Genomic DNA, 13,851 nt, shown 5'->3' on the forward strand with positions numbered 1-13,851 from the left:
GAGGAAAGGGCGTGAAAAGGTGTGTCATTTTTTGAGTCAGTTCATTTGTCTACAATCTGAAAGGATTTCTCTTCGAGGAAATCCTTTTTTTGTTGCATACGAAAAAATATAGTACGCTTACATAGGAAAAGGGGGAGAAAAAGTTGATTCGTTGTATACTGATCGATGCGAATGACACAATCATTTTGACCGATGATGTAAGTCGGATACAGGAGTCGGGCATCAAACGTTATTTCGTTGATTTCGATCAACCGACAGAAGCAGAGAAGCAAAAATTGATTGAGGTTTTTGATTTTCATCCACTGGCGATTGAAGATTGTTTTCATTACTTGCAACGCCCAAAGCTTGAATATTATACAGAACATAGCTTTTTTGTCCTTCATGCGCTCGATGAAGGAACGTTGACGAGTCGTGAAATCAATTTGTTCGCAAGCGACCGGCATCTCGTCAGCTACCATGAGCAATCTTCGCCAGAAATTGATATCGTGTTTGAACAGTGTAGCCGACGCCTCGACAAACAAGAAACGGTCGACCTCGTCCATAAAATCATGGACAAGATCGTCGATGGTTATTTTCCGATCGTTCATGCGACGGAAGATGAATTGTTTGCGCTTGAGGAACGCTACCGGACGCGTGGAAACGATCGTCGGTTGATGGAGGAGATTTTCGAACTACGCGCGCGGTTACTTCGAATCTCGCGGACGGTCATGCCGATGCGGGACTTATTGTACCGTGTCGTCGAATCGAAGCGGTTATCGATTCATCCGAAGAAACAGGCATTCTTTCGCGATCTATACGATCACTTACTGAAATTATCGGAAATGATCGAATACAATCGATTGATGACGTCTGAGTTTCGGGATAATTTCATCTCTCTCAACTCGTACCGGATGAATAGTATCATGAAGACATTGACGATCTTCACGACGATTTTCATGCCGTTGACGTTCATCGCAGGTATATATGGCATGAACTTCGAACACATGCCAGAACTGACGACCCGGTATGGTTATTTCGTAACGTTAGGGGCAATGGGACTCCTTGCCTTAGGAATGATTCTGTTCTTCAAAAAAAATCGCTGGTTTGATGAATAAGGGGGGATGTAAGTGGATATTCGACAATTGCTCTTTTTTACGACGATCGTCGAGCAAGGCTATAATTTAACGCGTGCTTCGAAGCACTTGTCAATCTCGCAACCGGCGCTTAGTCAGATGATCCGCGACTTCGAACAGCTGGAGCAAGTAGAACTGTTCATTCGAAAGCACGGACGGTTGACAGGATTATCGGAAACGGGACGTCAATTGTATGAGGATGCGAAGATCGTTCTGACACGTCATCAAGCATTGATGGGTCATCTGCGTGAACGTTCGAACGTCGTCCGAGGAAAGGTCCGTCTCGGCATCCCACCCGTCATATTACCAGTTTTATTTTCGCAATTGATTCCGAAGTTCATGGCGGAACATCCAGGCATCGAACTCGAAATCATCGAAGAGGGAGCGTTTGAACTCAAGCGTCGACTGTTACTTGAAGAACTCGACTTGGCCATATTGATTGAACCGGGCGAATCCTATGGTATCGAACGTTTTCGATTGATCGAAGATGAGGTCGTCGTCGCCGTGCGTCCGAATCACCCGTTTCAAGCCAAAGAAGCGTTATCGTATCGTGATATCGGAAATGAACCACTTGTCATCTTGAACGATCGATTCATGTTACATCATCAAATACTATCGGAGTTTCGTAAAGTGCAGCAAGAGCCGAATATCTTCTTCATGTCAGGAGCATGGGACTTGTTGATTGGGATGGTCCAAGAACTTGACGTCATCTCAATCCTACCGGAGCCGATACTACGGTTTCATCATGCGGATGACATTAAAATCATCCCGTTCGACCCACCGATGTTATGGGATGTCTCGTTGAACCGACTCGTCGGGACGGAATTACGTCCTGTTGTCCGGCACGTCCACCAATACATCGTTCACTATTTTCAGTCGTATTGGCCAACGCCTGCGCGATGAGGAAAAAAGACCGGAACGCATCGCGCTCCGGTCTTTTGTGTTGAACGATTGTATTTTATGAAGTGACGTGTTGCGTCAGACTGCGAATCTGCTTTGCTGCTTGTTTATAAGGGGTCAGCGTCTCTTGTGCCTGTAACGTCGCGCGTTCACTCTCAAGTTGCTCGAGTGTTTGGCGTAATAGGTGCTCTGAAACGGCTGTCAAAGAAGTGTCCAGATGTGCCGACGCGACTGCAAGCAAGCGTTCTTCTTGAGTGGCAGTATACGCGAGTGCTTCTTGTTTGGTTAATGTCGCAAGCTCCTCCTTCAACTGCTCCTTCTCATTTTTCTCAAAGAAGGCTTTCGCATTCCGGAAATGACGTTTGACGCCGATATAAGGCGTTGCATCTTCGAAGGGTCCGTCGAACGACATTTCGTTTAATCGAGAGACCGTAACAGGTGCGAGTTGGAAGGATTCGTTCCATTGCTCTAGCAACTGTTGCTCCTCTTGTTGACGCCGGATCAAGGACGCTTCGAGCCATTGGTCGACACGGAAATGCGTGACCCGGAGCTCTTGTTCAAAATCGAACCGAAGGAACGTCAACAGTTCCGTTAACGCATCTTGTAATGCTGCTCCTTTGCCAGTTTGAGCAAAACGAACAGGGTTATAGGCTTCCTTGAAAAAGTCAGGGAAACGGTAATAAATGCGTTGTACGACATGGTGCAACAGCTCATGGATCTCTGCTTTGAGTGCAGGTTCGATCAAAGCGGCGCGATTGTCTTCGAAACGATCCGTGACCTGCTGTTCTAAAGCAGACAGCTCAGCCAACCGTTCTTCTTTTCGCAACAGATTCGCTTCAGTCGCAGCGATAAATCGTTCGAGTCGCTGGACGGTCTTTTCCGTCTGCTCAGACAACGAGATTTTGGCAAGACCGGTCAAGTCCTCTGCAAGGAAGTGATGGAATGCCTCCTCGAATTCGGGTAGACCGGAAGTTGAATCCGATCGCTCTTGTTGCTTTTCGGTGAGTCCTTGTAAGCTCGAGACTCCATAGAGTCGGGGCGACCGAATCCCGAAGCGTTGCAATTCCGTCGCGACATAGTTCAAGACATCTTGACGTTCGCTATCTGAAGCAGCGAGATCAATCGCATTGACGAGGAAGAACATCTTATCGAGTTCGAAGGCGTCTTTGACACGACCGAGTTGAATCAAGAATTCACGGTCAGCACGGGCAAAGGCATGATTGAAGTACGTGACGAACAAGATCGCATCCGCGTTCTTGATGTAATCAAAAGCGACATCAGTATGACGGGCATTAATTGAATCTGCTCCTGGCGTATCGACGAGCGTCACGCCGAGACGTGTTAACGGACTATCGTAATAGAAATCGATGACATCTACGAAACAGCTTCGTTCTTCCTGCGCGACATACTGTTTAAAAGCGTCTTGATCGACCGTCTGAGCGGTACCGATGAAGGATTGAACGGTAGGGAATCCTTTCAAGAAAGCACGCAAGAACGGGTCCGTCAGTGACGCGGCACGTGATAAGAGCATATCGTATGCCTGTTTCGTTGACTCGAACGTCATCGTTCCGACCATCGCTTCATTTAAGTCTTCCAGCATCGCTGCTTCCGACTTGAACGTGACTTCTGCCACGCCGTGCGGGTGTGCAGCGTCAACAGGGTGAATCCGGTTGATCGATGCGGTCGTCGGATTCGGAGAGACCGGGAGGACCTTGTCTCCGAGCAAGGCATTGCAAAACGACGATTTCCCAGCACTGAAGGCACCGAATAAGGCAATCGTGAACGATTGGTGTGTCAGTCGGTCCAATTTGTCATTCAAATAAGCGACGGCATCTTCAAAACCTTGAAGACCATTTAGATGCTGACGGATTTGAGCGACGTCTTCCGGTGCATAACGGACGGCTTGTTGCTCACTGATCGTCGTCGCAACTTCAAACGCAGTAGTTTCTGTCACCGATTCATACCCGGTAAAGGAAACGATCGCCGCTTCTTGCTGAATCAATTGCTCCTCCCAAACTGAGACTTGCGTCCGAGCCTGTTTGAGTTGTTGGTCGGATGGACTAGCAACGCCATGCTCATATCGCTCGAGTGCTACGGTAGCCTGTTGCCATGCTTGAACGCTATTCCATTTATGCTGTAGTGACGTCTGTTGTTGCAATAGTTCAGCTTGTTCTTTCGGGAAAGTTGCCGTCAACTCTTGACGAACAAGCTCACGCCACGCGTTCGTTTCCTTGACGAACCACGATTGTGTCTGTTCGGCGACACGATTCGTGAACTGGAGCACTGATTCACCTGTGATCGTAATACCGGTTGGCAAGGCACTTTCGAGTACGGAAAGCGGTGGGTCGAGTGAGAGCTGATCGATTGCGACGATATGCGTATCCTGCAGGAGACCAAGGTCACGTAACGATTGTTTCATCAAGTTACGTAAATGAAGCGAAATTTCGGAAGCGGTCACTGTCTGATAGGCACGGAGCACGTCTTGTGCGATCTCCGCTTGAGCCGCTTCCGTTTTTTTCGCGCTACGGAATAATCCAACCTTGAAATCACGCTGACGTGACTCGAGGAAACGGCGCATCTTCTCGCGTAACTCAAATGGCATCAATGTCGCATTTTTCAAGAGTTGATCCCGATGAAGCGAAAACGTCTGTACCCAGCGGTCCGGTTGGCGTGCTTCTAATTGTTGCGAGACACGCGTTAATTCGGTTTCGATTTTCGCCGGATCCCGTCGTTCAGCGTCATTCAATTGCTCAGCCATCGTCTCGTGTGTTTCTGAGACGAGACGTGTGAGATAACGTGTATGCTCCTGGTGAAGACTTTCGAGTGTCAAAGCGGCAGAAGTCAACAACTTCGGTTGAGCGTCGCGAATGCTTTGTTTGACGAGCTGTTCGACTTCCGTGAAATCGTTATGCGGATGGGCTGGGTCCCGTAGGCTCGTAAAGAAGATTCCTTTCGGCACGACACCGTGTTCAGCGAAGGACGCATGAACCGAGCGGCGGAAGGCGTCGAATGATAGTTCATCGTTACGATGTTTATCGATTTGATTGACGATTAAATATAATTCCGGTACGGCAGCTTGTAATTCATCCGTCACCATGAAGTTCAATTCGGATTGAACATGATTGTAGTCCATGACGTAAAACAATATGTCAGCCAAGTGAAGGGCAGACTCCGTTGATACACGGTGGGCATCATCGACCGAGTCGACGCCTGGCGTATCCATTAAGACGAGACCAGGCGGAAGCGCGGACGCGGCATGCGTCAAATCGATTTGTCGGACATCACCACTTTTCCCAAGCGATTGAAGATGCTCCTCTTGCTCTGTTGCTGTCAGACGAACAGACGGCTGTTCATGAAAGTGAACGATTGCTGAATCCATCTCACCTTGCTGAAGTGTTACGATGTTTGCACTCGTCGGAATCGGACTCGTCGGTAAGACCGATTCACCCGTCAAGGCGTTGATCATGCTCGACTTTCCAGCCGAGAAATGACCAGCAAACGCAATCGTGAACTCTCGTTTTAATAGTTTGCTAGCAAATTTATCTAGTTTATCTAAACGGAGTTGATCCGTTGAAGGTTGAATCAATGTGACGAGTGAAGCCGTCGCCTCGAGTTGGTTCGATAATCGTTCCTCAAATGAGCGCATGCAATGAAACCCCTTTCTTTCAGTCATCGTCCAGTGTATCACGATTTTTTCCGTTTCGTCATCCTTCTGCAAACGTCAAAAAACGATTCGCCAAGGAAGAGGCGAATCGTTTTGATCGGGGTCAAGACGACGGAACGATTTCGTCCGCGCGTGTCGATTCTTGTTCCGTCGAATGAATCCGGCGCAACAAGTGTAATTTGAAGAGATACATGACGAGCAGGTGAACATTCGCCTGTGTTGCCTTGTAGAGTATCCACGGTAGCGCAGGGACGAATTCATGGATGGCGATGATACATTCCTGCGTACCGGGAATTTGCCGGAATTCAATCCGACCACGGCTGTCATGCTCGACTTTTGCGAACAATCCGCCGGTAATCCGGTATGTCGCCATTTGTCGATCGTGAACCGGTTCCTTCGTCAATTCAAGCAGCGGTTGTTCGTAAAACGGAATGTGGATCCGAACGACTTGATCTTTCACGGTTGACGATAGGAAAGGGCGGGCAAATGATGACAACCAGTTCATATAATCGTCAGCTGCCCAGTCGGCATCGCGATCCTTTGGCAAAAGAACACGTTGTACCGATCGGACGTCAAGGACGTCTGGTGTCGAAGACGACGAGGAAGAAGATCCTTTTTGTTCCTCCTCCTCTTTTAACGCATCTCGGACTGATTGTTCGAATGTGATTTTGCCGTCACTGATGCCGGGAACCATTTTTTCAGGATCTGCGACCATCTCATGTACCATGCTTTCAACGAGTGGATAGACGGTTTCTTTTGGTTCTCCGGACACGAGTGTCACCCAAAGGCGGGATAATTTAACGGTCAATAAAGGAATATCGATCGTCGGTTGTCGTTTACCCATGATGTCGGCTGTTTTAAGGATCATCTCTTTATAGGTCATCGCTTCCGGACCACCGATATCGATGGCCCGGTCTTTGACATCATCGCGATCGACACTTTCACCAAGAGCATGAATGACGTCTGGTAAGGCGACAGGATGTGTCTTGTTACGTGTCCATCGTGGGAGTGCCATGACGGGTAAGCGTTTGACGAGTTTCGATAAGATTGGGAACGATGAACCTTTAGGACCAACGATTAACGCAGCACGGATCGTCGTCACCGGTGTTCCGTACGCACCGAGAACGCGTTCGACTTCAAGTCGACTCTTTAAGTGACGCGATAGATTTTCTGTTTCCTCGGGGATGATACCACTTAAGTAGATGATTTGCCGGATGCCGTTTTCTTTTGCGGCACGGGCGAAGTTATCGGCTAACAATAAGTCCATATTCTCAAACGATCCTTGTGTCAATTTAGCAGATGGCATCATCGAATGGACGAGGTAGACAGCGATGTCTGCTCCTTTCATACCAGCGATCGTATCGTCTAGAGAAAAGAGGTCGCACGATCGCCATTCGACGCGTTCCTCATTGTCCTTGTCGTCACCATTTCGTGAAAGGGCGATGACGTCATATTTTTTCTTTAGTTCGTTCAGTAAATTGTGACCAATGTATCCGGTGGCTCCGGCTAAAGCTAGGCGCGTTGGCATGGATGTAAACTCCTCTCTTATATCTGTTGTAATGTACCCCCAATCGAGTCGGTTCAATCGCAAGAGGATATGCTGAGACGATTCAGTTGAATGGAATAGGGAATAGTAACATATGGAAAAGAACCAACAGGAAGTATGAAAACAAAGGGGGCTTCAACCATGCAGACGATACAATTCATGCAAGAGGGACATGAACGACGATTCGATCTGTTGTGGAGACGATTAAAGCCGAAACAACGAGAAGATGCAGCGATGGTCTCGATGCTGTACCTTGCGACAGGACAGCCACAAGTGCTCGAACGGTTCTCGGATTACTTCTTTCCGGATAGTGGTGAATTTTTTGATCGTGAATTTCTGGCTGAACCCTATCCGAGTCCAGCGTTAGAAGCAATCATCCACTTGATCGTCCAATTGTATAATGGACGAACGACGATCACGATCATCGAGCTGATTGAACGATTGGATGAGCAACAGATGTCGCTCGTACTCGAAGCGATTAAATTGCGGGCATACGGATGTCAGATGCTACAAAAAGGTGCGAAATCGTAATGCCACTCGTATGAATCCGATTGATGAAGAAACTCCTCTTCATCAATCGGATTTTTTGTGAGGGAAGAAAAGTTGTAAGTTCAAGAATCGGTAAGAAGATGTTCGTGAATCAGAGTTCATTAAAATAAATCGCCATGAAAATAAAAGCTAAGTTTATTCACGAAGAACTAATTGAGATGGGCGGCGACTGGAAATAAGATGAAAGTATCAGTAAAAGGTGGTCTAACTATGGAAGGAGTGACATCATGCAGCTCAAAGAATCGATCTACTTTCACTCACCGATTTTCATCCAAAACTTGTTGACGACTTTACAAGGACGTCGCCTGTTCCATGAACGATACGGTCCCGCCTATCAGCAACGTTTACAAGAACTGAAACAGAAGTTAGGACGACCGCATGACGTTCGAGCAGAACAATTGCATCGATTAAACGACTTCCTTTCTTTTTGCCAAACACATAGTCCATACTATCAGGAATTGTTTTCTACCATTGCAATAGAGCTCCCGCTAAAATCGATTGACGAACTAAAACAGATTCCCCCTTTGACGAAAGAAATCTTACGCCAACAAAATGAGGACGTCCATGCGCACGTCCATGCCCCGATTCTCGGAAAAACGGGCGGTACGACCGGTAAATCGATTCAAGTGCATTATACAAAGGAAGACATGCAAATCCGGATGGCACATCTTGACTTCTTCAAGTGGACCCATGGAGTCGATCAAGGGATGCGCCGTGCAAGTTTTACCGGTCAAACGCTTGCTTCCCCGCAACAAAAGGCACCGGTTTATTGGCGGACGAATAAAGTCATCAATCAGATGTTGTTTTCGATCAAAAACATCAATCCGAAAACCGCCGCTGCATACATCGAACAACTGAATCGGTTTCAGCCGGAATCGATTGATGGTTTGCCTTCAGGAATGATCGAAGTCGCACGATATGCTAAAAAATATGGTATGACCTGTACGTTTCGTCCCAAAGCAATCTTCCCGACGGCTGAGATGATGACGGCAGAAGAACGAACGCTCGTCGAAGAAATCTTCCATGCGCCGATCTATGATCAGTATGCGTCGTCAGAAGGGGCACCGATCGTCGCCGAATGTCCGTATGGGAAAAAACATTTACATTATGAGATGGGAATCATTGAACGCGATGAGGACGGCGAAATCCTTGTGACGAGCTTCGATACGCATGGTACACCACTTGTCCGTTACCGCGTTGGCGATCGCATGACGCTTAGTCAGGAAACGTGTCCTTGTGGTCATCAAGGTCCGATCATCGCTTCGATCGACGGACGGGGGAGAAGCTTCATTCAACTCAGAAACGGGCACCGTGTCTTTGAAGGCGAACTTGCGGGAATCGTTCGAGCGTTCCCGAACTGTATCGAACGCGTACAATACATTCAAGAGACGCGGGATGAGATTGTTTTATTATATGTTCCGGATGAACGATGCTTCGAGAAAGAACATGAGAAGAAACTCTTTTTCGTTCTTGACCGACTGTTTGACGGACAATTGAATGTCGTCATGCGCGCGGTACCGGAAATTCCGAAAGAAATCAGCGGAAAAACGTTACTGATTAAACAACAGTATGCATGACACACGAAAAGGCGAGATCACCGGTGATCTCGCTTTTTCGTGTGTCCTGAAACCGTCAGTCGCGTGGTCGCACCGGAATCCAGATGGCAGATTGATAATCGGCGGTAGACGGGTCGCCTGCCGAATAAACTTCGAGTTCAGCGTGAGGTAGAGGATCATATCCATGCGATGGGATCCACTCTTGATAGATACGCTGCCACATCTCTTGAATGGCATGCGGCATCGGACCAACGACCGGAAACGTCGCCCAAAGACTCGCCGGAATCGTCATCGTTTCCTGACCGGGCAAAACTTCCGTTGCCGTCGTCGCAATCCAATAATCCATCGATGCTTCGGTGAAATTGGAGCAGACACCAATCACCCCTTCAATCTGACCGTCATTTTGTTTGAACAAGGTAGCATCTTGACCGGAATGATTCACGTCATTCCAAAACAACGGAATCAGTTGTTGTTGGGCACCATCTTGCGTCGGGAAATGTTTTCGCCATCCTGAAATTTGTAAAGCCGGTCGTTCGATGAGTTGGTAATCCATTTGCTCCAGTCCCTTCAAGGTCACCTGAATGCTCAGGCGGTTATAGGCGTGAATCGGACGTCGCTCGTTTCGCATCAACGTCGGCGAACAACCATGCTGACGTTTGAAAGCTTTCGTAAAAGCTTCCGGCGTCTCATAACCAAAACGTAAGGCGAGATCGATGATTTTTTCGTCCGTCTGTGTCAATTGTTGCGCTGCGAGCGTCAGACGTCGTCCCCGGATGTATTCCGGTAAGGTCATCATCGCAAGTAACGAAAACGTCCGTTGTAAAGGATACGTTTGCATCTGCGCCACCCTTGTCAAAACGTTGAGATCGAGCGAATCTTCTAAATGATCTTCGATATAGTCAATAACGCGTTGAATTGATTCGAGCCACATCTTGTCACCTCCTTGTTTTCAGTATAGTAGAGCGATGATCGTCGGACCTGTCCAAGGCGATAGTAATTTGTCAGGATACATGTTCCCTTATTTTTGTCATATTCCTGTCAGGTACATAGGCTATCGTAGAGACATCGAAACCGTTACTTCCCTTGCGAAAGGACGTGATGACATGGGTATCAAAGAGCAAATCTACAATCGCTCTCCTCTATTTCTCCAGCACATCTTCACAACCCTCTATGGGTATCAATTGCATCGCGAACGTTATGGACCGGCCTATCAAGAACGGTTCCGGATGCTCCTCGAACGAGAACATACGACGATCGACGTCAAAGCGGAACAACTTGATCGATTAAATGACTTCCTTCGCTTCTGTACGGAACACAGTCCCTATTACCGTCAACTCTTCGCTTCACATGGCATTCGCCTACCATTAACGGACTTATCCGAACTAAAACATATTCCTGTACTATCAAAAGAAAAATTACGAACACACATGGAGGACATTCAAACAGATGTCGCTGCGCCAATCATAGGGAAAACGGGCGGAACGACAGGCACGTCACTGCAAGTACGATATACGATACCGGATATGCAAATTCGCATGGCCCATCTGGATTATTTCAAGGCGACCCACGGTGTCTACCGTGGCATGCGACGAATCAGCTTTACGGCACAGGATCTTGTACCCGAGCGTCAACAGGTGGACGTCTACTGGCGGATAAATCGAGCGGCGAATCAACTCTTGTTCACGGTGAAACGGTTATCCCCACGGACGATGGCAGCGTATCTTGAAGCCATCGAACGTTTTCAACCAGAAACGATTGATGGTCTTCCGTCAGCGATGATTGAGCTCGCGCGGTTCGCGAAGCGAGAAGGGATCCGCTTGACGTGTCAACCGGTTGCGATTTTCCCGACGGCAGAACGGATCGACGCGGAAGAGCGCCAAGTCATCGAAGAAGTGTTTCACGGACCAGTCTTTGATCAATATGCATCGTCTGAAGGGGCACCTATCGTTTCTGAATGCCGGTTTGGTCAAAAACATCTGCACCATGAGATGGGGATCATCGAACTCGATACAGACGGGGAGATTCTTGTGACGAGTTTTGATACACACGGAACCCCCCTCATTCGCTACCGGGTCGGAGATCGGATGACGCTCAGTCAGCGCACCTGTTCCTGTGGTCACCCGGGACCAATCATCGAATCGATTGACGGCAGGGGGCGGGCATTCATTCAAAAACCGGATGGACAAAAGATTTTTGAAGCGCAACTGGCGAGTCTCGTCAAACATTTGCCAAACAGTATCGAGCGTATTCAATATGTTCAAATGACGACAGATAGCGTATCGATCTACTACGTTCCGGACGCAGAGCGGTTCAGTCAATCAGACGAACGAATTCTGATGGAACGGCTGTACCGTTTATTCGGTCGTGATATCCATCTCGATGTACAAGCCGTTTCTTATATCGATGCAGAGGAAAGCGGGAAAATTTTACTCGTTAAATCAAGTTTAACAGGATGAAGGTAGTGGGCAGATCGTGACATCTGTCCGCTTTTTTAATGATTTTTCATCATACCTCAGTTAAAAGTACATGTTAAAACACCTCCACTGTTAGTACTTCTAAAAGATGTACCAATATAAAGGTGTTCTAGATTACATCATTCAATTCGTTTTTGATATCCCTTACCTTTTTTAAAAGCCATTTTTTATATAAGCGGGCGTAAAACCCCTATGCCTTTAAGCTAGGGGATGTAAGCTTAACTTCCTTGTGTCTGGATGTATTTTTGAATCGATTTCTTTGCTGACATTTCCGATGCTACAGGAGATATCACTCCATTACTTTTCTAAACCTTTGCGAATCAGTTCATACACCGCTTCGGCAAAAGAAGAAATATAATTCTCTTTTTGATATTTCTCTATTGACTCTACTAAATTTTTTGGAAATATAATTAATTTTGATACGCGCTCCATTTGACGTCATCCCTTATTTAACATGTATATATATTGTAGATATTAAACGCATGCCAAAAGGAGGTGGAAATCAATATGAAAAAGTACAAGGCCTACAAATTCAGAATCTACCCCACGAAAGAGCAGGAAATCCTGATCGCGAAGACGATTGGTTGTTCACGATTCGTCTTCAACCACTTCTTGGCGAAGTGGGATGAGACTTACAAAGCGACTGGAAAAGGACTCTCCTACGGTTCTTGTTCCAAAGAAATTCCTATCCTGAAGCAGGAGTTTGAATGGCTGAAAGAAGTCGATAGTACTTCCGTGCAAACTAGCGTCAAACATCTTGCCGATGCCTATGACCGTTTCTTCAAGAAACAGAATGAACGTCCTCGTTTTAAATCAAAGCGAAACCCTGTGCAATCGTACAAGACGAACATCCAAGGCAAGTCTCAACTTCCTGAAGTCTCCATCATCGAGAACAAGCTCAAACTTCCGAAGCTGAAATGGGTCCGTTTCGCCTATTCGAAACAGATTGCAGGACGTATTTTGAACGCTACGATCCGACGTAACGCTTCAGGGAAATATTTCGTCTCCCTACTCGTCGAGCAGGCGATCCACGAATTGCCGAAGACCGGTTCATCTGTTGGCGTCGACGTCGGACTCAAGAACTTTGCCATCCTGTCGGACGGCACAGTATACAAGAACGACCGTTACCTCCGTTCGCTTGAGAAGAAACTGGCGCGCGAGCAGAGAAAGCTGTCACGACGTCAGCACATCGCCCTGAACAGGAAGGTGAAGCTGTCCGAGGCCAATAACTACCAGAAGCAGAAGCGGAAGGTCGCCCGTATCCACGAAAAGATTGCCAACAAACGCACCGACTTCCTGCACAAGGTATCGACCGAGATCGTCAAAAACCACGACGTCATCGGAATCGAGACCTTACAGGTGAAGAGCATGCAGAAGAACCGCAAGTTAAGCAAGTCCATCTCCGAGGTCAGCTGGTCGGCGTTCTTCCGCATGCTGGAGTACAAGGCGGAATGGTACGGGAAGACCGTCGTTAAGGTCAGCAAGACCTTCGCATCAAGTCAACTGTGCTCCGGTTGCGGTCATCAACACAAAGACGTTAAGAATCTCGCTTTACGGGAATGGACATGTCCGAGTTGCGGAGTCCATCATGATCGCGATATGAACGCAGGACTGAATCTCAAACAAGAAGCAGAACGTATCTTAGCTTCTTCAACCGTCGGGACGACGGGGTTAGCCTGATCATTTTTCGACCGCTAGGTCGGATAACTCAGGAATCCACTACGGCTTTAACCTAGTGGAAGTTCAATTTCTTTGTCTTTTACGATGATAAAATCTTCTGTTCCTTTAACAGAATAGATGGTGGACCCGACTGAAAAAAGATTCGATTGACTGTTCGCTTGGGGCATTTCATATGCTTTTGTTTTCTTTAATATCGTACTCATTTTTTCTCCTTGTCGCTTAGATGCATCCAATTCAGCTTCTGTTCCACTATACTCTTTGTTATTCACAATGACGATCATGGCATGACTAGCTTCGTCCTCTGTACCGGTTTGACTGCATCCGAATAAAAATCCAATGAACACAATGACGATTATCTTTTTCATCGGAA

At 47.2% G+C, this 13,851-nt stretch carries 11 protein-coding genes; 6 read left to right on the forward strand and 5 right to left on the reverse strand.

Annotated elements, in window-relative coordinates:
* Nucleotides 1-143 precede the first annotated feature (143 nt).
* Both corA and B3G15_RS13570 read left to right on the forward strand, forming a co-directional pair.
* Complete coding sequence (corA, locus tag B3G15_RS13565; RefSeq protein WP_290721789.1) at nucleotides 144-1,094, forward strand: magnesium/cobalt transporter CorA; 951 nt, start codon at nucleotides 144-146, stop codon at nucleotides 1,092-1,094.
* A 12-nt stretch (nucleotides 1,095-1,106) separates the two neighbouring features.
* Nucleotides 1,107-2,015, forward strand: coding sequence for a LysR family transcriptional regulator (locus B3G15_RS13570; protein ID WP_023468518.1), 909 nt, complete (start codon nucleotides 1,107-1,109; stop codon nucleotides 2,013-2,015).
* A gap of 55 nt (nucleotides 2,016-2,070) precedes the next feature.
* Here the strand turns inward: B3G15_RS13570 and B3G15_RS13575 are convergent, their stop codons facing one another.
* Together B3G15_RS13575 and B3G15_RS13580 are read right to left on the reverse strand one after the other, a co-directional pair.
* Nucleotides 2,071-5,658 carry a dynamin family protein gene (locus B3G15_RS13575; RefSeq protein ID WP_290721793.1) on the reverse strand — a complete coding sequence of 1,196 codons (3,588 nt, stop codon included), beginning with the start codon at nucleotides 5,656-5,658 and terminating at the stop codon, nucleotides 2,071-2,073.
* A gap of 121 nt (nucleotides 5,659-5,779) precedes the next feature.
* Nucleotides 5,780-7,204 carry an NAD(P)H-binding protein gene (locus tag B3G15_RS13580; protein ID WP_290721795.1) on the reverse strand — a complete coding sequence of 475 codons (1,425 nt, stop codon included), beginning with the start codon at nucleotides 7,202-7,204 and terminating at the stop codon, nucleotides 5,780-5,782.
* 159 nt (nucleotides 7,205-7,363) lie between these two features.
* Here B3G15_RS13580 and B3G15_RS13585 point away from each other — a divergent pair, with 159 nt between their 5' ends.
* Nucleotides 7,364-7,753, forward strand: a complete 390-nt coding sequence (locus B3G15_RS13585) for a hypothetical protein (protein ID WP_023468515.1) — start codon at nucleotides 7,364-7,366, stop codon at nucleotides 7,751-7,753.
* A gap of 245 nt (nucleotides 7,754-7,998) precedes the next feature.
* A complete protein-coding gene (locus B3G15_RS13590) occupies nucleotides 7,999-9,348 on the forward strand; it encodes a phenylacetate--CoA ligase family protein (RefSeq protein WP_290721797.1) in 1,350 nt (449 codons plus the stop codon).
* Between the two features lie 55 nt (nucleotides 9,349-9,403).
* On the opposite strand, the gene B3G15_RS13595 is transcribed toward B3G15_RS13590, so the two are convergent.
* Complete coding sequence (locus tag B3G15_RS13595; protein WP_290721798.1) at nucleotides 9,404-10,258, reverse strand: AraC family transcriptional regulator; 855 nt, start codon at nucleotides 10,256-10,258, stop codon at nucleotides 9,404-9,406.
* A gap of 172 nt (nucleotides 10,259-10,430) precedes the next feature.
* Here B3G15_RS13595 and B3G15_RS13600 point away from each other — a divergent pair, with 172 nt between their 5' ends.
* Nucleotides 10,431-11,783 (forward strand): phenylacetate--CoA ligase family protein, encoded by a 1,353-nt coding sequence (locus B3G15_RS13600; RefSeq protein WP_290721800.1) that lies wholly within the window; start codon nucleotides 10,431-10,433, stop codon nucleotides 11,781-11,783.
* A gap of 315 nt (nucleotides 11,784-12,098) precedes the next feature.
* Here B3G15_RS13600 and B3G15_RS13605 read toward each other — a convergent pair whose 3' ends face one another.
* On the reverse strand, nucleotides 12,099-12,233 hold the full coding sequence (locus tag B3G15_RS13605) for a hypothetical protein (RefSeq protein ID WP_255998092.1): 135 nt from the start codon (nucleotides 12,231-12,233) through the stop codon (nucleotides 12,099-12,101).
* 75 nt (nucleotides 12,234-12,308) lie between these two features.
* On the opposite strand from B3G15_RS13605, the gene tnpB reads away from it, so the two are divergent.
* Nucleotides 12,309-13,481, forward strand: coding sequence for an IS200/IS605 family element RNA-guided endonuclease TnpB (gene tnpB, locus B3G15_RS13610; RefSeq protein ID WP_290721801.1), 1,173 nt, complete (start codon nucleotides 12,309-12,311; stop codon nucleotides 13,479-13,481).
* Between the two features lie 47 nt (nucleotides 13,482-13,528).
* Here the strand turns inward: tnpB and B3G15_RS13615 are convergent, their stop codons facing one another.
* Nucleotides 13,529-13,846, reverse strand: coding sequence for a hypothetical protein (locus tag B3G15_RS13615; RefSeq protein ID WP_290721802.1), 318 nt, complete (start codon nucleotides 13,844-13,846; stop codon nucleotides 13,529-13,531).
* Nucleotides 13,847-13,851 lie beyond the last annotated feature (5 nt).

Origin of the sequence: Exiguobacterium sp. UBA1053 (assembly GCF_002316465.1) — a bacterium.
Taxonomy (GTDB): Bacteria; Bacillota; Bacilli; order Exiguobacteriales; family Exiguobacteriaceae; genus Exiguobacterium_A; species Exiguobacterium_A abrahamii.